Below are 18,298 nucleotides of genomic sequence, written 5' to 3'. Positions count from 1 at the left end.
CTAATGGACTTGCTGGCTTAGAGTTGCTTTGGCCGGTTTGAGTTCATCGTCTGCCTTCACTGCGACGAAACGGGTGTCGACACGATCGACCAGGAGGACGAGGGTTCCCTGCGGCAGCGGCGCCGAGTCCGGCGCTGCAACCGCAAGCACGAAGTGGCGGTTGCCGTGGATATCGGCGACGCTGACGCGACCGGGCGGGCCCTGGTCGAGCGGGCCGACGACGACCTCACCGACGCGGCCGACGAGATGGCCGAGGCCGATAACGTAGCTTTCATCCTTCGGAATGATCCGGGCGATACCCCGGCTCGCGCCGCGGACCAGCGGGACCGAGACCACGACCGCCGCCAGCGAAGCGACTGAAGCCGGCAAGGGCCCGGCCACCATCCGCGCGACATCCTGGATCAGGAAGCCGGTGATCGAGAAGGCGCCGAGCGCCAGCAGCAGGAAGATCAAGAGCGGCACGCCGCCGACATTGATCCAGGAGATGGCGTTGATCACGCCATTGTCGCTGGAATGGCTGAAATCGATGCTGGTGCCGAGCATCTCGCTCAAGGAAGCCCCGACCAGCATCGTGACCACTTCGAGCGTGCCGACGATGAGGATCATGGCCGCCGCGATCGCGAACGGCCGGACCTCCGGCGCCATGACGTGTTCGAGCAATGCGCTCATGACACGATACTCTTCAGGAGCGCGACTTCAACCGCGCGAGCCTTGCCGCAATCTCCTTGTCGCGATGCAGCGCGCTGAGTTCGTCGATGTCGCTGGAATACGGAATGCCCGCCGGCACGCCGGTGACGCGTGCCACCGCCCTGCCCGCACGCAGCGCCTTCGCCGCCGCGGAGCTGCCGCCGCGCTTACGCGGCGAATGCGAAGCGTGGTGGCTTGCTTCGGCCTCGCTCTTTGCGAGATCGACGCGGCGCTGCTCGGCATCCTGCAGCGCCGAGAGCACGGCACGCAACGAGGTCACGCTACTCTCGATCTTCTCGTTGTTCTCGTCGATGGCGCGGGAGAGCACCTCGAACTGCGCCTCCAGATCCATCTGCCGGGCGATGCCGGCGCGGGCGAGATCGTCGCGGCCGTCCGTGATCGCGCCCTCGATCTTGGCGGCAAGATCGGTCATCTCGCGCTCGATCTCGGTGCGGCGGGCGTTGAGGCGGTATTCCTCGGCGCGGGCAGCGGCGAGTGCATCGCGCGCCTCGCTCTCGGCGCGCTCGATCTCGCGGATGGCCTGGCCCACGACTTTCAGCTTGTTGTTGCCTTCCGCCTGCTCGATCGCGTCATAGGCGATGCCGGCGATCAGACGCCCGACCCGTGACAGGAAATTCTCGGGAGCGGCTGCGATGGTATCCATAGCGTTCTCCTCCTCTGGCAGACTGTTCGGCGTGACGCCGTAGTGAACCTCGAAACCGTCGTCGGTGCGGATCAGGTGCGCGGGCACGCTCTGCCCCCAGCCCTCCGCGTAGCCGGCATAGTCGAAGGGCACGCTGAAGCGCCCCTGCACCGTCGAAATCGAAATGGTGGCCGGACCCTTGATCTTGGCGAGCTTGTCGTCGAGCGGCAGGCGGCGGCCTTGCGACGCGCGGTACTCGGCGCGGTCGCGCAGGCCCAGCGTCACCAGCCGCGATGGCAGCGCGGTCTCTTTGCGGATCGGCTCATAGGCATGGGCGTGCAGCAGGACCACGTTGGAGCCCACATTGTGGGTCCGCGCGACCTCATCCAGGATCTCCATCATGCGGTCATAGGCCTGGAACGTCGCCTCCATCGCGGCCTTGGCGGCCGGGTCAGGGGCAAGCCGGTAGCGAAGCGCCGATGGCGCATTTCGGGGCGATGGGCTCATGGAAAGCACTAAAGCACCATTTTGGTGCTTTACAAGGGGGAAGCACGATGAATTTCTACTGATCCTGGCACTCTTTGGGTTAGTCGCTGTCGCCTGGGGCCGCGTTCAAGGCGGCCCATCACTCCTACATCACCGCCGATCAAGACTTCTTGCACGCGCGGGTTGCAATTTGAGACGAAATGCGAGGGAGCGATTGGCAACGCAGTTGGCAGTTCCGCCTCATGTCCCGGACGCGCTGCAAGGTGAAACGTTGCGGCGCAGAGCCGGGGCGCGAGACTGAGGTTGACGCGCTCCCCCTCTCTCCGCGTCATTGCGAGGAGCTCTTGCGACGAAGCAATCCAGAATCTTTTCACGGAGAGATTCTGGATTGCTTCGCTACGCTCGCAATGACGGAGCAAGGGGCCTGCACGGCGCTCCGATAACTCGCATCTTTCTCGCAGATATAGCTCCGCGTCCTCGCGGCGCAATGCGCCCGAGCTTTGCTTCATCTCTTCACCTTAGCCGCGCTCTCCCCGGGGAGCGATGCACGATTGCCCCCGTCGCCTTGCAGATGGCTGATGCGCGGACCCGGTCGGGCCGCACGCATCACCGCAAGACTTGACGCACAGACTCCGGGCGTCAGGACGACACGGTTTTACCGTACGCTGGCCGCACCTGTCGTATGCGCGCGCGGCTCTCGCTCACGGTTGCCCGCCCTGCGAAAACCACCGCGCCGATGCAGTCGGCGTCCACCACGGCTCACCCCACGTTCGTGACGATCGCGATACGCCCCTCTGACCGCGATGAGGTGGCGGATGTCTACCGTAAATCAGAAATTCGGTAAAGCGGAATATTTTCACTCGCGGCAGTTGAACGCCCGCAGCGTGCTTTGCCTGACGGGCAACGCAAGGGATGGTAGGTCACGGCCGCCGGCATACCAGGTCGATCTCGATCAGTGCATCATAAGCAAGCCCCGTGACGCCGACACAGGTGCGGGCCGGCAGCCTGCCCTCCGCAAAGAACGTGCGATAAGTCTCGTTCATCGCCGCGTAGTCTTCCTTGAAACGCGTGAGATAGATTCGCGTCATCACGACATGCTCGAGGCCGAGATTGAGGCCGGCCAGGACGATCTTCAAATTCTCCATCACCGCACGGGTCTGGGCGACAATGCCATCAGGCAGCACGCCCGGTGTTTGCGGCGTGTCCGGCATCTGGCCCGTGACGAAGACAAAGCCGTCGGTCTCGACGGCGTGGCTGAAAGGCGCGACCGGCTTCGGTCCGCCGCTGATCATATGGAATTTCACTGGGTTATCCTTGTTAGGGGGCGTCCTGAAACAGACACTTGCCGAGGATCGCATGCACACCCCGATCATGACCAGTTTCAAGGGATGGTGTTTTGCATCGGACTGGGCCATCAATCAGTCAAGGGACAGTCCCCAGGGATCCGCCGAGAGCACGGTTCGAGGCCGGGAAAGCATCGATGACTCGTCTGCATCAGGCGACCAGTTCTCGCGCGCGAACCGATCGGTTACCCTCGTCGGTCGCAGCCAGGGCCATACGCGGGTTGATGTTGGCACTGCTCATCTGGATGGCCTGGTCCACGGCTCAGGCCGAGACCGCCAAGCTCCGCGTCGCGACCCGCATCGTCCCTCCCATGGTCGTCGAGAAGAACGGCGTGCTGGGCGGCTTCAGCATCGAGCTCTGGAACAGCATCGGCAAGCGGCTCAATCGCGAGACCGAATATGTGGTGTTGCCCGATGTGAGCGAATTGCTTGACGCTGTGGCAAGTGGACGAGCCGATCTCGCCATCGCGGCGATCTCGATCACGTCGGAGCGCGAGGACAGGTTCGACTTCTCGCAGCCGATCATGAACTCGGGCCTGCAAATCCTGGTGCGCGGCACGGCCGTCAATGTCGAAGCCAATCCGCTGCGCGAGCTGATGCAATTGTTCTTCTCGCGCACCCTGCTGGTCTGGCTCGGCATTGCGCTGCTCCTGATCCTCGTGCCGGCGCATCTGATGTTCCTGGTCGAGCGCACGCATCACAGCGGCATCATTCCAACCAAGAAATATTTTCCGGGGATTTTTCACGCGATGTTCTGGGCGGCGGGCACGCTGGCCACCCAGGCCGATCAGATGCCGCGGCACTGGATCGCCCGGATCGTGGCCGTGCTGTGGATGTTCACGGGGGTGGTGTTCGTCGCGTTCTACACGGCGCAGCTGACGGCGTCGCTGACGGTGCAGCAGATCAGGGGACCGATCAACGGCCAGCAGGATCTTGTCGGCAAGACCGTCGGCACCACGCGCGGCAGCACGGCAAAGGCCTATCTGAGCGAGCTCAAGGCAGAGGTTCGCGAGTTCGAAAAGGTCGATGACCTCTACCGGGCGCTGCTGGACCAGCAGGTCGACGCCGTCGTGTTCGATGCACCCGCCCTGCTCTACTACACGACCCACGATGGCAGCAGATTGGCGCGGACCGTCGGTGACGTCTTTCACAGGGAAGACTACGGCATCGTCTTTCCGACCGGCAGTCCATTGCGCAAGCAGGTCAACGAAGCCCTTCTGAGGCTGCGCGAGAACGACACGTATCAGCGGATCTACGAGGAATGGTTCGGCAAGCACTAGATCATGCGCCGAAGCAGGCTCTTCGTTCGGACTGCGCACCCGCCAAATCAGATGATTGTGGCGCCGGACGCAACTACGTCATGAATCTCTCGGATATGATTGGGAGCCGTTCCGGATCTGGATCCGATAACAGCCATTCAACAGCTTGTCCGCAGCATATCCACAGGTAGCGCCTGAAGCATTTGTGCTGGAGCCGCAAGGCACTTGCTGCGCACAAACCCACAGGCCAGCGATGTCAGCCGCCGGCCTGGTCGAACACGCTGCGGCAAGCCTCGCTCAGGCTGGAGCGGTTACGACGCAGACAGGCCGTGATGGCCCGGACGTTGGGGATTTCGCCGGCACAGAGCCGGTAGACGTCGGGCGTGCAGGCCCGGCGCTGCTCCGGTGTGCCCTGCTGCGCATTCGCAGCTGATGCAAACAACGTCAGGAACAGGCCGACTGTGGAGGCGCGACGCGCCCGGCTTCTCACACCCGCAAACCGCAAGAACCTCGCCTTCATGACCAGTCTCCTGTCTGCCCTGCCGGACCGGCCCTGTTGGCCGGTGTGGTCAAAGAGGTAGGAGGAATAAATCGCGGGGGATGTGATCTCTTGCACACTGGCGGCCGCCTGGAACTTCCTAGAGGTCGCCGGATTTACCTGGGGGTTCGGGGATCTTCAGAAATCGGTAACCAAACGGACCTCGATCGCCCGATCGTTAAAATCCGAACGATCGGGTCAATCGGCCAACAAACCGGCTTTGCGACAGTGCGCCATCCGCGTTCCGGAGGGTGTGATGAGCGAAGCCGAATTCAATTTGATGCTGGATGCCGTCCGGGACGCCATGATTCACGACACTTTCGCGCCTGCGCCGCTGGAGGACTTCGTGCCCCGCCCGTGGAGCTTCGACGCAGCGCTCAAGAAGCCGCTCGAGGCCGCGAATGACAATGAGGGCGCATGGCCCCTGCTGCCCTTTCCGGATGGCTGGTACGCCGCCTCCTGAAAACCTGCTGAAACCTCCTGGCCAAACCTGACGGCAGGCCACAGGTCTGCGATCAATTCTTGACGCTGTCCTTGTCATCCTGCGGCGCCCTGTCGGGCACATCAGGCGGGAAGATGCTGTCATAGATCGCGCGCGCCTCGGCAATAAGGCGAGCCCGCTCAAGCTCGGATTTCGGGATAAACCGGACGATCTCGCCCACGTGTGCTCCAGCGCTCGATTGATACGACTGCATGCCTTCGCAGATGCGAAGTTTATGCCATCGGGCCTGAATCGAGGGTTTCCAGCAAGCCCCGGGCAATTCCGGTGGGCGCGGCTCGTGCAGTTGCTGTCCGCGCCCTTGGCGGACCGAACGGAATCACGATTTAGGCTGAAATATCAGAAGTTTGGTGATGGAGGCCACGACCAGAATTGAACTGGTGTACACGGTTTTGCAGACCGTTGCGTAACCACTCCGCCACGTGGCCCCGTAAGGGCGGACCAATATAGGGGATCAGGGGGTTAAGCAACCCCGGCCGGGCGCTTACGCCTTCGCACCGCGAGGCAATCAACCGCAGAATTGGGATCAGCCCAGGTCAGGACCGTTTGCCGCGGCGGAAGTCGCGCCGGCGGCCTTTGGGTTCCGGCTTTGGCGCCAGTTCAGGCATCTCAGCCTGGACTTCGCGATAACGCGTCAACAGCCGTTCAAAACTGGCGTTCAACGTCGCGGCGATGTCGGGGCGCCGCTCGAGCCCCGCGAGCAGCGTCGCCGCTGCCTCGATGGTCGACAGCCCGTCCTTGCGCGGCTCGCGACGCAGGCGGCCATAGCGCGATGGGTGCTTCGGGTTGAGGATTACGCGCTGGCATTTCAGCATCCAGGGATTGCGCCACCACAGCGCCTTGGCCTGGCTCCAGGTGCCGTCGAGCAGCACCACGCCTTCGAGCTTGCCAAAAATGGCGCGCTGGTTCTCCGCGACCTCGCCCTTGCGGTTGAGCGCGACGATCTCGCCCTCGACGTCGAGGTCGGCGGCGCGCGCCGAACCGAGATAGAGCACAGCCCAGTGCGAGGCGTTCTCGACCGGACGGCCAAGCGCCTTGGACAGGCTCGGCCAGGACAGGCCGACCTTCACGGTCGCGTCTTCAAAGTGCCTGGCAAGCAGCCGCGCCGTGCCGAGCGCCCTGTCCTGCTCCTGCGGATGCTGCAGGATCAGGAGCGAGAGCTTGTTCTCGATCGGCGTGACAGTGTCGCAGATGCAGAGCGGCATCGGCTTCTGGCAGTGCGGGCATTCGGGGACAGGCTCGGGCGCTGCGGTCGTGGTCTCGGCTGGGTTCGACATGACCGCCGCTATACGCTCGGTACAGCCGTTCAACAACCTATTCCGCCGGCGCCGGCAGCGCGCGCGGCTCGGACCGCCGACGCAGGCGGTCAATCAGCAGGTAAATCACCGGCGTGGTGTAGAGGGTCAGGACCTGCGAGACGAACAGGCCGCCGATGATGGTGATGCCGAGCGGACGGCGCAGCTCCGTGCCCGGCCCGGTCGCGACCACCAGCGGAATGCCGGCAAACAGCGCGGCCATGGTCGTCATCAGGATCGGACGGAAACGCGCCTGGCAGGCCTCGAAGATCGCCTCCGCCGAGGACAGGCCGCGCTGGCGCTCGGCATCGAGCGCGAAGTCGACCATCATGATGCCGTTCTTCTTGACGATGCCGATCAACAGGATGATGCCGACGAAGGCGATCACCGTCAGCGGCGTGTTGGTGATCTGCAGCGCCAGCAGCGCCCCGAGGCCGGCCGAGGGCAGTGTCGAGATGATCGTGAGCGGATGGGCGAGGCTCTCATAGAGCACCCCGAGCACGATATACATCGCCACCAGCGCGCCGAGGATCAAGAGCGGCTGCCGACTGCTGGTCCTGGCGAATTCGCCGGCATTGCCGTCGAAGCTGCCGCGGATGCCCTCGGGCATGTGCAATTCATCGACCGCACGCTGGATGTTCCGCGTAGCGGCCTCGAGCACGACGCCAGGCAAGGTGTTGAACGATACCGTGGTCGATGGCACCGATTGCGAATGATAGACCGCGAGCGCGGCAAGCCCGCGCGTTGCGCGGACCACGGCAGACAACGGCACCTGCTTGTCGCCCGCGCCGGCAACATAGATGCGATCGAGATTGGACGGGTCGACCTGGAATTTCGGATCGATCTCCAGCACCGTCATGTACTGGTTGCGCTGGGTGTAGATGATCGAGATCTGGCGCTGCGAGAAGGCATTGTTCAGGGCGTTGTCGATGTCCTGCACCCTGACGCCCAGCGCCGCGGCCTTCTGGCGGTCGATGTTCAATGTCAGCTGGAGTCCGCCGGGATCGCGGTCGCTGGAGATGTCGGTGATGCCCTCCACCGTCTCCATCCGCTTGGCCACGATCGGCGCCCATTTCTGCAGCAGATCGAGGTCGGTGCTGGAGAGCGTATATTGGAAGTTGGAATCGCTCTGCCGCCCGCCGGCGCGCACGTCCTGGGCGGCGAACATGAACAGACGAATGCCGGGCACGGGATATAGTGCCTTCCTGAGACGGTCGATCACGATCTGGGTCGAGACGTGGTCGCGCTCTTCCGGCGGCTTCAGGCTGATGAACATGGTGCCACGATTCGAGGTCGCCGAACCGGGACCCCCGACGCCACTGCCGACGGTCGAGCCGATGCCGGCGACGGCCGGATCCTGCATCACGATGTCGGCCAGCCTCTGCTGCAGGCTCAGCATCGACTGGAACGAGATGTCGGCCGAGGCGCGCGTCGCGCCGATGACGAAGCCGGAATCGTCGACCGGGAAATCGGATTTTGGAACCTTGATGTAGAGCGTTACGGTCAGAGCGATGGTGGCAAAGAAGACCAGCAGCGTCAGCAGCGGGAATTCGAGCACGGCGCGCAAGCTGCGGGCATAAAAGGCGACGATACGCGATAGCAAACCTTCGATGACACGATCGAACAGCGTCGCGGTCTCCGACGTGGTCTGCCGGATGTAATGGGCGCAGATCATCGGGGTCACCGTCAGCGACACCAGGGTCGAGACCACGATCGCGAAGGTCAGCGTCAAAGAGAATTCACGCAGCAGGCGTCCCTGAATCCCGTTCATGAAAAGCAGCGGCGTGAACGCCGCGATCAGCGACAGGCTGATCGAAACCACGGTGAAGCCGATCTGTTTGGCGCCCTCGAGCGCCGCCCGCATCGGCCGCATGCCATGTTCGAGGTTGCGGAACATGTTCTCGATCATGACGATGGCATCGTCGACGACGAAGCCGACCGAGATCGCCAGCGCCATCAGCGACAGATTGTCGATCGAGAAGCCGGCGACCCACATGCCGGCACAGGTGCCGGCCAGCGCCAGCGGCACCGAGATGCCGGCGGCGATCGTCGGCGTGATCCGACGCAGGAACACGAACACCACGACCATCACCAGGCCGGCGGTCGCAAGCAGCGTCCACTGCATATCCATCACGCTGGCGCGGATCGTGGTGGTCCGATCCACCAGCGTAGACACGTCAACGCCGGCCGGAATCCATTGCCTCAGCTCGGGGATCAGCGCCTTGACCCGGTCGACGGTGTCGATGACGTTGGCGTCACCCTGCTTGGTGATCTGGATCAGCACCGCCGGCTGCTTGTTGAACCAGGCGATCGAGCGCGCGTTGCGAACGCTGTCCTCGATGTCGGCAACGTCGGAGAGCCGGACGAAATTGCCGTTCGAGCTCTTGACCACGATGTCGCGGAATTCCTGCGCCGTGCGCATCTGCCGGTTCAGCGACAGCGTCTCGCTCTGGCGCTCGCCGTTGAAGATGCCGACGGGGCCAAGCGGGTTGGCGTTGATGATAGCGGTACGCACGTCGTCGGTGGCGATCCCCGCATTCGACAGCGCCACCGGGTTGAGCTGGATCCGCACCGCCGGCTGGTCGGCGCCCGATACCGTCACGTCGCCGACACCAGGTACCTGCGAGATGCGCTGCGCCAGCACGGTATCGGCGACGTCGTAAATCGCGCTCGCCGATAGCGTCTTGGAGGTCAGCGCCAGCACGAAGACCGGCGCGCCGGTCGTGTTCGCTTTCCGGAAGCGCGGCAGTGCCGGCAGGTCGCTGGGCAGGTCGACGAGGGCCGCGTTGATCGCGGCCTGCACATCGCGCGCCGCCTTGTCGATGTTGCGGCCGATGTCGAACTGGAGCTGAATGTTCGCGACGCCGAGCGACGACGTCGAGGTGATCTGGTTGATGCCGGCGATTTCACCGAGCCGCCGTTCGAGCGGCGCGGCGACGGTGGCCGCCATCACCGACGGGTCGGCGCCGGGACGGCTCGCCGAGACGAAGATGGCGGGGAAGTCGACGTTGGGGACGGAGGCGACGGGAAGGAACTCGTAGGCCACCGCTCCCAGCAGGAACAGCCCGATCGACAACAACGTGGTCGCGACCGGACGGCGGATGAACGGTTCCGAGATAGATGCCATCACTGCATCCCCTCGGTCGCACCAGCCGTGGGCGCCTCGGGCTCCGGCGGCGGCAGCGCCTGCTCGAGGCGGCGATTGATGCGGTCGAGCGCGAGGTAGATCACGGGCGTGGTGTAGAGCGTCAGCAGCTGGCTCAAGAGCAGGCCGCCGATGATGGAGATGCCGAGCGGAAAGCGCAGCTCCGCACCGGTGCCGCTCTCGATCGCCAGCGGCAGTGCGCCGAACAGCGCCGCGAGCGTCGTCATCATGATCGGCCGGAAGCGCAACAGGCAGGCCTGCACGATGGCTTCATGGGCCGGCATGCCCTGCCCGCGCTCGGCCTCCAGCGCGAAGTCGATCATCATGATCGCGTTCTTCTTGACGATGCCCATCAGGAGGATGATGCCGATCAGGCCGATCACCGAGAGATCCTGCCCAAACAGCATCAGCGCCAGGATGGCGCCGACGCCGGCGGATGGCAGCGTCGAGAGGATCGTGATCGGGTGAATGTAGCTCTCGTAGAGCACGCCCAGCACGATGTAGATCGTGATCACGGCGGCGAGCAGCAGCCAGGGCTGGCCTCCCAGCGCCTTGGCGAATTCGGCCGCGTCGCCGGCATAGACGCCGACGATGCTGCTGGGCATCTCGATCCGGGTCTCGATCGCTTTCACCGCCTCGACCGCGTCGCCGAGCGCGGCGCCCGGCGCGAGGTTGAAACTGAGCGAGATCGCCGGGAATTGCGCCTGGTGCGAGATCGCCAGCGGCGCCGTGGTGCGCTTCAAGGTCGCCACCGCATCGAGCGGCACTTGCGCGTTGGGCGCGCCGGCGGTCGCGCTAGCGCCGCCCGGCAGATACAGCTTTGACAGGATCGAGGGATCGCGCTGGTACATCGGCAGCGCCTCCAGCACCACGCGGTACTGGTTGGCCTGGCCGTAGATGGTCGAGATCTGCCTTTGTGCAAAAGCATCGTTGAGCGTGTCGGTGATGGCCTGCAGGCTGACGCCGAGCTGGCCAGCGCGGGTGCGGTCGACCTCGAGCTGCGCGCGCAGGCCGCCCTCCTGGGCTTCCGAGGAGACGTCGCGGAACAAGGGATCGCGCCGCATCTCGTCGACGAGCTTGCGCGCCCATTCCGATACCAGCGCCGCGTCGGTGCCGGTCAGCGTGTACTGGTATTGCGAGCGGCTCGACTGGGTCGAGATCTGCACGTCCTGCACCGGCTGGAAATAGACGGTCATGCCGGGAATGCCGGAGACCTTGTCCTTCAACCGGGCAATGACCGCTCCGATATCGTCGCGTCGCTCGCCACGCGGCTTCAGCGTCATGACGAGGCGCCCGACATTGGTGGTCGGATTGACCGAACCCGCGCCAATCACCGAGACGACGCCTGTGACGTCGGGATCGGCCTTGATGGCGTCGGCGGCATCGGCCTGCCGCTTCTGCATCTCGGCGAAGGAGACATCCGGGCCGGCCTCTGTCACCGCGGTGATCGAGGCGGTGTCCTGCAGCGGCAAGAACCCCTTTGGCGCGACGACATACAGGACGAGTGTTGCGGCCAGCGTCACGAAGGTCACCACCAGCGTGGTGCGCTGATGCCGCAACACCACGAGCAGCGTGCGGTGATAGAATTCGACGGTGCGATCGATGAAGCGGCTGATGGCGGCGAGGCCCGGCACCGCCAGCTCCTCATGGGTGTGCTTGAGCAGGCGCGAGCACATCATCGGCGTCAGCGTCAGCGAGACCACCGCCGAGGTCACGACCGCAATCGTCAGCGTCAGCGCGAATTCGCGGAACATGCGTCCCACAAGACCGGACATGAACAAAAGCGGGATGAACACCGCGATCAGCGACACCGTCAGCGAAATCACCGTGAAGCCGATCTCGCTGGCGCCCCTCAGCGAGGCTTGCATCGCGTTGTCGCCATTCTCCATGTGGCGGACGATGTTCTCAATCATCACGATGGCGTCGTCGACCACGAAGCCGGTGCCGATCGTCAGCGCCATCAGCGACAGATTGTCGAGGCTGAACCCGGCAAAATACATGATGCCGAAGCTCGTGATCAGCGACAGCGGCAGCGCCACGCCCGCGATCAGCGTTGCGCGCAGCGAGCGCAGGAACAGCAGCACCACCAGCGTCACCAGCACGACGGCGAGCACGAGCGTGAACTGCACGTCGTGGACCGAGGCGCGAATGGTGACAGTACGGTCTGAGACGATGGTCAGTTTTACGCCGGCCGGAATGGCACGCTGCACCTTCGGAATCTCGGCGCGGATCTGGCTGACGACGTCAATGACATTGGCGCCGGGCTGGCGCTGGATGTCGATGATGACGGCCGGCGTGCCCTGGTACCAGCCGCCGGTGCGGTCGTTCTCGAGCCCGTCGACGATCTGCGCGACGTCGCCGATCGTCACCGGCGAGCCGTTGCGATAGGCGATGATGATCGGACGGTAGGCCTCGGCGGCGGCGATCTGGTCGTTGGCCGCGATGATGTAGGACTGCTGGGCGCCGTCGAGCGAGCCCTTTGGCCCGGAGACATTGGCGTTTGCGATGGCCGCGCGCAGATCCTCCATGGCAATGCCGTAGGCGGCAAGCCGCGCCAGATCGGCCTGGATGCGCACGGCCGGCTTCAGCCCGCCGAGCACGGAGACGCGGCCGACGCCGGAGATCTGGCTGAGGCGTTGGGCCAGCAGCGTGTCGGCGATGTCGCTCATCGCCCGCAGCGAGATCGTGTCCGAGCGCAGCGCCAGCGTCATGACCGGCGCATCGGCCGGGTTCACCTTGGCGTAGGTCGGCGGATAAGGCAGTGTCTTGGGCAAGACGCCGGCGGCGGCATTGATCGCAGCCTGCACGTCCTGGATCGCACCGTCGATGTCGCGGTTGAGGTCGAACTGCAGCGAGATCTGGCTGACGCCGAACGAGCTCGTCGAGTTCATCGCCGTCAGCGACGGGATCTGGCCGAGCTGCCGCTCCAGCGGCGCGGTGATCAGCGAGGCGATCACGTCGGGGCTCNTCGCGCCCGGCAGCTGCGTCGTCACCTGCACGGTCGGGAAGTCGACCTGCGGCAGCGCCGAGACAGGCAGCGCGAAATAGCCGAGCAGCCCGCCGATCAGCAGCGCAATGCCAAGCAGCGAAGTTGCGATCGGCCGGCGGATGAAGGGTTCGGAGACACCCATGGGATACGCCTGCCGCGTCAGGCGGCTGTTGCCGGGATCATGGCTGCTTGGCTCCAGATCCGGATGATTGAGCCCCCGATGGTTGAGCCCCCGGCCCCGGCGCTGGGCCCGTCTGGCCCTTCTGGTCGCCTTCGCTGCTCTTCCGCTTGGCGCGGAATTCGCCGTCCTTGCCTTGACCGTCCTTCTGGCCGTCCTTCTGGCCCTCCTTGGCCTGACCGCCCTTGCCGTCGGCTTGCGGAGCGCGCGTGCGCTTGCGCGGAGCGAGGTCAGCCGACGGCGTCTGCTCGTCGCGGCCGACGCTGACCTTAGAGCCGTCGGACAGATTGGCAAAACCGGTGGTCACGACGCGATCGTTCGGCGTCAGGCCGCTCGCAATCACCGCATCACGCTCGTTCTGCTGCGTCACCGTGACGGGCTTGGCCGTCACAACGTTGTCCTCGCCGATGACGTAGCTGAACGTGCCGATCGGCCCGCGCTGCACCGCCGAGGTCGGCACCACCAGCGCCTGGTTCAGCGTTTCGACCTTGAGGCGGACATTGACGAACTGCCCGGGCCAGAGCTGGTAATTGGCGTTGGGGAATTCCGCCTTGAGCCTCAGCGTGCCCGTGGTCTGGTCGACCTGGTTGTCGATGCCGGTGAGCTTGCCGGTATCGATCACGGTGACGCCGTCATTGCCGAACACGTCGACCGACAGCGCGCCCTTCGCGGCAGCGGCGTTGACGCGCATGATCTGCTGCTGCGGCAGGCTGAACCACACCGCGATCGGCTGCAATTGGGTGATGACGACGAGGCCGGTGGTGTCGGAGGCGTGGATGATGTTGCCCTGGTCAACCTGGCGCAGGCCGGCGCGGCCCGACAGCGGCGCCACGATCTTGGTGTAGCTCAGCGTCGCCGCCGCATTGTCGATTGCGGCCTGGTCGGCCTTGACCAGCGCCTCGGTCTGCGCCACCGCAGCGCGCTGGGTGTCGGCCTGCTGCTTGGAGCCGGCATTGGAGGCAGCTAACTGCTCGTAGCGCGCAAGGTCGATGCGCTGGTTGGCGAGCTGGGCCTCGTCCTGTGCCTTCTTGGCTACGGCCTGGTCATAGGTCGCCTGGTAGAGCGCGGGGTCGATCTCGCCGAGCACGTCGCCCTTTTTGACGTCCTGGCCTTCGGTGAACTTCACCGCGATCAGCTTGCCGTCGACCTGGGAGCGCACGGTGACCGTGTTGAGCGCGCGGATGGCGCCGACGCCGTCGAGATAGACCGGCACGTCCTGCACGCGCGGCGTCGCCGCCAGCACAGGCACCGGCAGATCGGGCCGAGCGCTGCGGTCATTTGCCGGCTTCTGATGCCACGCGATCCAGCCGAGATAGCCGAGACCGCCGAGGATCGCGAGCGTGATCAGGGTCATGACAAAGCCGCGGCCGCGCGACTTCTTCGCCATCCCCGCTTTCGCGCCGTCCTTTGTATCCGGCTTAAAGAGCATTGACCGGTTTCTCCATTCGCGGCTCCCAGCCGCCGCCGAGCGCCTGATACAGGCTGACGATGGCAAGAAGCCGTGCGAGCTGCGCCTGTGACAGGGTGTCTTCGGCCTGGAACAGCGTCAGCTGGGTGTTGAGCACGGTCACGATATCGGCCGTGCCGGCGCGCAGCTGCTGCTCGGCGAGATCGAAGGCGCGCCGCGAGGCGTTGACCACGTCGCGCTGCAATTGCAGCTTGATCGTGGTCTGCTTGATTGAAAATAGTGCGTTGTCGACGTCGGTGAAGGCCTGGACGATGGTTTTGCGGTAGGTCTGCAGCAGTTCGTCCTGCCGCGCCTTGGCATATTCGAAATTGCCGAGGATCTTGCCGCCGTCGAAGATAGGCTGGGTCGCGCTGCCGACCAGCTGGAAGAACGCCGCGTGCGGCTGGAACAGCGAAAACAGCGCCGAGCTCTGATAGCCGCCATTGCCGGTGAGCTGGATGCTCGGGAAGAACTGCGCGCGGGCGTTGCCGATATTCGCGGTGGCGGAGGCGAGCTGCGCCTCCTGCCGGCGTATATCAGGCCGCTGCGTCAGCAGCTCGGACGGCAGCCCGGGCGTGACACGCGGAATGGCGATCCGGTCCAGCGAACCGCCGGCAAGGCGCACGCTCTCCGGCGGGCGCGACACCAGCACGGCCAGCGCGTTGCTGTTCTGGTCGAGGGTCTGGCGCAAGGGCGGCACCAACGCCTTCTGGTTGGCGAGCACGCTCTCCTGCTGGGCGACGTCGAGGTCGGTCCCCGTCCCGGCCTTGCGGCGCTCGCGGATGGCATCGAGGATGCGCTGGGCACTGGCGATGTTGCGCTGGGCGGTGCGCAGGCGGTCCTGCGAGGCCAGCACCTGGAAATAAGCATTGGCAACGGCGGCGAGCGTCGTCAGCGCGACGGTGTCGCGATCGAAGCGGTTGGCCTTGGCGGTCTCCTCCGCCGTTTGCAGCGCATCGCGATTCTGGCCCCAGAAATCGAGCTGATAGCTCGCGCTCAGCGACGCCTGGTAGTTGACGACCTCACGGCCACCATTGGTGAGCCCCGAAGCCGAGGAGCCGGAGGTGCGCGAATAAGTCTCCTGTCCCGTTCCCGACAGGCTCGGCAACAGCGCCGCGCCCGCCTGGCGCGCCTGCGCATCGGCCTCGACGATGCGCGCGACCGCGGCAGCGATATCGAGGTTGACGGTCTGCGCCTCTTCCATCAGCTGCGTCAGCTCGGCCGAGCGGAAGCCGCGCCACCAATCCAGCGAGGGCGGTGCGTCCGCCTTCCCGGCATATTTGTACTGCGTGGGGACATCGAGCGCGGGATCGGGAAGGTCCTGGGTCAAAACGCAGGCGCCCGAGCTCGAGGCCAGGAATAGCACGGCGACCGCGCGCAGGATTCGGGGGGCAGCCCCGAGGACTTGCCCGAGGACTTGCCCGAGAACTTGCCGCCTGACGAGGGCCGGAACCCGCTGTGTCACATCCACCCCCCGACGGGCAGGTCATGCCGCTCGCGCGCGGCCGGACGANNGACAGGCGGGCGGGCGGCCGGAGGCCATTCTGTAACTCGTTCACAGCGTGATGCTTTCTGCGGAACCGGAGATTCATACTAGCCGGGCGCGGAACTGCGGGACAGTCCCGCACCCGCGAAACGCACAGCCGATCATGCCGGCGATCCGATCATCGGAATGAAAAATATGCCTGTCTCGCAGCGGCTTTTTCGATTCCAGAAAGGTCCGGAAACACATCAAGCTTACAAAGATTTCATGTGATATTGCAGCCACAGTGGCCCCGAACACCCAAAGCCAGGGCCTGCTCTCCATTGAAACCCGCGCCGCAACGCATCGTAGCTTGTCCAGCACGAGGCAGGGACATTGACGCATGCGCATCGCGGTCATCGGAACGGGCATCGCCGGCAACACGGCGGCCTGGACGCTTTCCCAGCGCTACCCGGTGACGGTCTATGAGCGCGAGCTGCGTCCAGGCGGCCACAGCCACACCGTCACCATCGACTATCAGGGCACGCCTGTAACCGTCGATATCGGCTTCATCGTCTACAATGAGCTTAACTATCCCGATCTGACCGCAATGTTCGCCCATCTCGGCGTTGCGACGGTCGCAAGCTGCATGAGCTTTGCGGTGTCCGCCGATGGTGGCCGTTTCGAATGGCGCGGCGGTGGCAATGATTGGTGGGCGACCGGCGCCGGCCTGTTTGCCCAACCGGGCAATCTGCTCTCCCCGTCCTACCTGCGGATGCTGACGGAGATCCCGGCGTTCGGCCGCCAAAGTATCGACGACCTTCGGAGCGGCCGCCTCAGCGGACTGACGCTCGGCGCCTATTTCCGCCGGCGGCGGTTCTCCAAGCGACTTCTGACCGACTATCTCGCCCCCATGGGCGCTGCGATCTGGTCGGCTCCTGCGCACGACATACTAGACTTTCCGGCCGAGAACTTCGTCGCTTTCCTCGACAATCATCGCCTGCTGCACTACGACCGGCCGGTCTGGCGCACGGTCAGGGGCGGCAGCCAGACCTATGTCGGGCGGCTCCAGGCCGCGTTCAGGGACCGGATCCGGCTCGGCTGCGCCGTGACCTCGATCGCGCGCACGTCGCACGGCGTCGTGGTCGGTGACAGCCACGGCCGGCACGAGAGTTTCGACCATGTGGTGATCGCAGCGCATAGTGACCAGGCGCTCGCGATGCTGTCTGATGCAGACAAGCGCGAGCGCGACATCCTCGGCGCCATCAACTATTCTCCGAACAAGGTCTATCTGCATCGCGACGTCAGGCTGATGCCGAAGCGGCGCCGCGCCTGGGCGTCTTGGAACTTCCTGCACTGGCGGCGCGAGGGAGCGGCGATGAACGACGTCGCGGTGACCTACTGGATGAACCGGCTTCAAGGGATCGACGCCGACAAGCCGTTGTTCGTCAGCCTCAACCCGCCCTTCGAACCCGCGCCCGAGCTCACCTTCGGTCAATATCTGTGCGAGCATCCGCAGTACAATGCGGCGGCCTTTGCAGCCCAAAAGCGCCTGGCTGAGATCCAGGGCCCGCGGCACACCTGGTTTTGCGGCGCCTGGACCGGCTACGGCTTTCACGAGGACGGCTTGCGCTCGGGCCTTTCGGTCGCCGAAGCGCTGGGGGTGACCGCGCCCTGGCGCAAGGGCCCCGTCGAGCTGGCGGAGGCGGCGGAGTAGCGCGATGGCGAGGACAGCCCTTCCGGCACCGGATGCCGCCGCGCTCTATTTCGGCGACGTCATGCACGCGCGGCTGAAGCCGACGGGCCATCGCTTCAGCTACCGCGTCATGAGCCTCCTGATCGATCTCGACCGGCTGGATGAGGCTAACAGGCAGTCGGCGCTGTTCGGCGTCAATCGCGCCGCGCTCTACAGTTTCCACGAGAAGGATCACGGCCCGCGCGACGGCTCCTCGCTGCGCGCCTATGCGGAGCGCTGCGCTGCCGCTGAAGGCATCGACCTCGAGGGCGGCCGGGTCGAGTTGTTGTGCTATCCCCGCCTGCTCGGCTACGGCTTCAATCCACTCTCGGTCTATTTTTGCCGTAACACCGCCGGCGAGCTGGTGCTGATGATCTACGAGGTGCGCAACACCTTTGGCGAGATTCATCCATACGTCCTGCCCATCAGGGCCGGCGAGCTGAATGCCGCGGGTCTGCGGCAGCAACAGGACAAGCTGTTCTACGTCTCGCCCTTCGTGCCGATGGCGATGCGCTACCATTTCCGGGTGCTGCCGCCGTCCGACACGGTCAAGCTGCGCATCCTGGAGACCGACCACGACGGCCCGCTGCTC

At 64.9% G+C, this 18,298-nt stretch carries 14 protein-coding genes, 1 tRNA gene and 1 pseudogene; 4 read left to right on the top strand and 12 right to left on the bottom strand.

Translation table 11 applies throughout. The features are described 5' to 3' along the window. The 3 genes from AOQ71_RS30700 to AOQ71_RS30690 all read right to left on the bottom strand — a co-directional run bounded on the left by AOQ71_RS30700 (window position 1) and on the right by AOQ71_RS30690 (window position 3,120). A complete protein-coding gene (locus AOQ71_RS30700) occupies window positions 1–669 on the bottom strand; it encodes an OB-fold-containig protein (protein ID WP_057754922.1) in 669 nt (222 codons plus the stop codon). A gap of 13 nt (window positions 670–682) precedes the next feature. Continuing rightward, on the bottom strand, window positions 683–1,846 hold the full coding sequence (locus AOQ71_RS30695) for a PspA/IM30 family protein (RefSeq protein WP_057754919.1): 1,164 nt from the start codon (window positions 1,844–1,846) through the stop codon (window positions 683–685). Between the two features lie 890 nt (window positions 1,847–2,736). Continuing rightward, window positions 2,737–3,120: a RidA family protein gene (locus AOQ71_RS30690; protein WP_057754916.1), complete on the bottom strand. Its 384-nt coding sequence runs from the start codon at window positions 3,118–3,120 to the stop codon at window positions 2,737–2,739. 263 nt (window positions 3,121–3,383) lie between these two features. Here AOQ71_RS30690 and AOQ71_RS30685 point away from each other — a divergent pair, with 263 nt between their 5' ends. Next, complete coding sequence (locus AOQ71_RS30685; RefSeq protein WP_205668275.1) at window positions 3,384–4,439, top strand: transporter substrate-binding domain-containing protein; 1,056 nt, start codon at window positions 3,384–3,386, stop codon at window positions 4,437–4,439. Between the two features lie 235 nt (window positions 4,440–4,674). Here AOQ71_RS30685 and AOQ71_RS30680 read toward each other — a convergent pair whose 3' ends face one another. Then, complete coding sequence (locus AOQ71_RS30680; RefSeq protein WP_057756641.1) at window positions 4,675–4,938, bottom strand: hypothetical protein; 264 nt, start codon at window positions 4,936–4,938, stop codon at window positions 4,675–4,677. A 274-nt stretch (window positions 4,939–5,212) separates the two neighbouring features. Here AOQ71_RS30680 and AOQ71_RS46070 point away from each other — a divergent pair, with 274 nt between their 5' ends. After that, entirely contained in the window at window positions 5,213–5,419 is a 207-nt protein-coding gene (locus AOQ71_RS46070; protein WP_057754910.1) for a hypothetical protein, read from the top strand. A 52-nt stretch (window positions 5,420–5,471) separates the two neighbouring features. Here the strand turns inward: AOQ71_RS46070 and AOQ71_RS46435 are convergent, their stop codons facing one another. The 8 genes and pseudogenes from AOQ71_RS46435 to AOQ71_RS30640 form a co-directional block, all read right to left on the bottom strand. After that, window positions 5,472–5,618 carry a hypothetical protein gene (locus AOQ71_RS46435; protein ID WP_167354006.1) on the bottom strand — a complete coding sequence of 49 codons (147 nt, stop codon included), beginning with the start codon at window positions 5,616–5,618 and terminating at the stop codon, window positions 5,472–5,474. A gap of 191 nt (window positions 5,619–5,809) precedes the next feature. Further along, window positions 5,810–5,883: transfer RNA gene (locus AOQ71_RS30665), tRNA-Cys, on the bottom strand. Window positions 5,884–5,991: 108 nt separating this feature from the next. Beyond that, window positions 5,992–6,732, bottom strand: coding sequence for a tRNA-uridine aminocarboxypropyltransferase (locus AOQ71_RS30660; RefSeq protein WP_057756639.1), 741 nt, complete (start codon window positions 6,730–6,732; stop codon window positions 5,992–5,994). Between the two features lie 37 nt (window positions 6,733–6,769). Continuing rightward, complete coding sequence (locus AOQ71_RS30655) at window positions 6,770–9,877, bottom strand: efflux RND transporter permease subunit (protein ID WP_057754903.1); 3,108 nt, start codon at window positions 9,875–9,877, stop codon at window positions 6,770–6,772. Then, window positions 9,877–12,862 (bottom strand): annotated as a pseudogene (locus AOQ71_RS30650) (efflux RND transporter permease subunit); the annotation flags it as partial. The pseudogene AOQ71_RS30650 and the gene AOQ71_RS30655, both read right to left, overlap by 1 nt. Before the next feature lies 1 nt (window position 12,863). Further along, window positions 12,864–13,026 (bottom strand): efflux RND transporter permease subunit (locus AOQ71_RS48865; protein WP_245317314.1); only part of this gene is annotated, 163 nt, incomplete at its 3' end. 37 nt (window positions 13,027–13,063) lie between these two features. Continuing rightward, on the bottom strand, window positions 13,064–14,491 hold the full coding sequence (locus AOQ71_RS30645; protein ID WP_057754897.1) for an efflux RND transporter periplasmic adaptor subunit: 1,428 nt from the start codon (window positions 14,489–14,491) through the stop codon (window positions 13,064–13,066). After that, on the bottom strand, window positions 14,481–15,980 hold the full coding sequence (locus AOQ71_RS30640) for an efflux transporter outer membrane subunit (RefSeq protein WP_083514607.1): 1,500 nt from the start codon (window positions 15,978–15,980) through the stop codon (window positions 14,481–14,483). The genes AOQ71_RS30645 and AOQ71_RS30640 overlap by 11 nt, the downstream gene beginning before the upstream one ends. A 394-nt stretch (window positions 15,981–16,374) precedes the next feature. Between AOQ71_RS30640 and AOQ71_RS30635 the strand changes: the two genes are divergently transcribed. Continuing rightward, window positions 16,375–17,688: an NAD(P)/FAD-dependent oxidoreductase gene (locus tag AOQ71_RS30635; RefSeq protein WP_057754894.1), complete on the top strand. Its 1,314-nt coding sequence runs from the start codon at window positions 16,375–16,377 to the stop codon at window positions 17,686–17,688. A 4-nt stretch (window positions 17,689–17,692) separates the two neighbouring features. Continuing rightward, window positions 17,693–18,298: DUF1365 domain-containing protein (locus tag AOQ71_RS30630; protein WP_245317269.1), on the top strand; the 606-nt coding region annotated here is incomplete at its 3' end.

The organism is Bradyrhizobium manausense (assembly GCF_001440035.1).
Lineage (GTDB): Bacteria > Pseudomonadota > Alphaproteobacteria > Rhizobiales > Xanthobacteraceae > Bradyrhizobium > Bradyrhizobium manausense.
The sequence above is the reverse complement of the archived record's forward strand: the minus strand, read 5'-3'. Positions and strand labels throughout refer to the sequence as shown.

Bases quoted from the DNA above. Each gene is read 5' to 3' on its own strand.
- AOQ71_RS30700 (WP_057754922.1), bottom strand. From the start codon at position 669: ATGAGCGCATTGCTCGAACACGTCATGGCGCCGGAGGTCCGGCCGTTC.
- AOQ71_RS30685 (WP_205668275.1), top strand. From the start codon at position 3,384: ATGTTGGCACTGCTCATCTGGATGGCCTGGTCCACGGCTCAGGCCGAG.
- AOQ71_RS30680 (WP_057756641.1), bottom strand. From the start codon at position 4,938: ATGAAGGCGAGGTTCTTGCGGTTTGCGGGTGTGAGAAGCCGGGCGCGT.
- AOQ71_RS46070 (WP_057754910.1), top strand. From the start codon at position 5,213: ATGAGCGAAGCCGAATTCAATTTGATGCTGGATGCCGTCCGGGACGCC.
- AOQ71_RS30660 (WP_057756639.1), bottom strand. From the start codon at position 6,732: ATGTCGAACCCAGCCGAGACCACGACCGCAGCGCCCGAGCCTGTCCCC.
- AOQ71_RS30655 (WP_057754903.1), bottom strand. From the start codon at position 9,877: ATGGCATCTATCTCGGAACCGTTCATCCGCCGTCCGGTCGCGACCACG.
- AOQ71_RS30645 (WP_057754897.1), bottom strand. From the start codon at position 14,491: ATGCTCTTTAAGCCGGATACAAAGGACGGCGCGAAAGCGGGGATGGCG.
- AOQ71_RS30635 (WP_057754894.1), top strand. From the start codon at position 16,375: ATGCGCATCGCGGTCATCGGAACGGGCATCGCCGGCAACACGGCGGCC.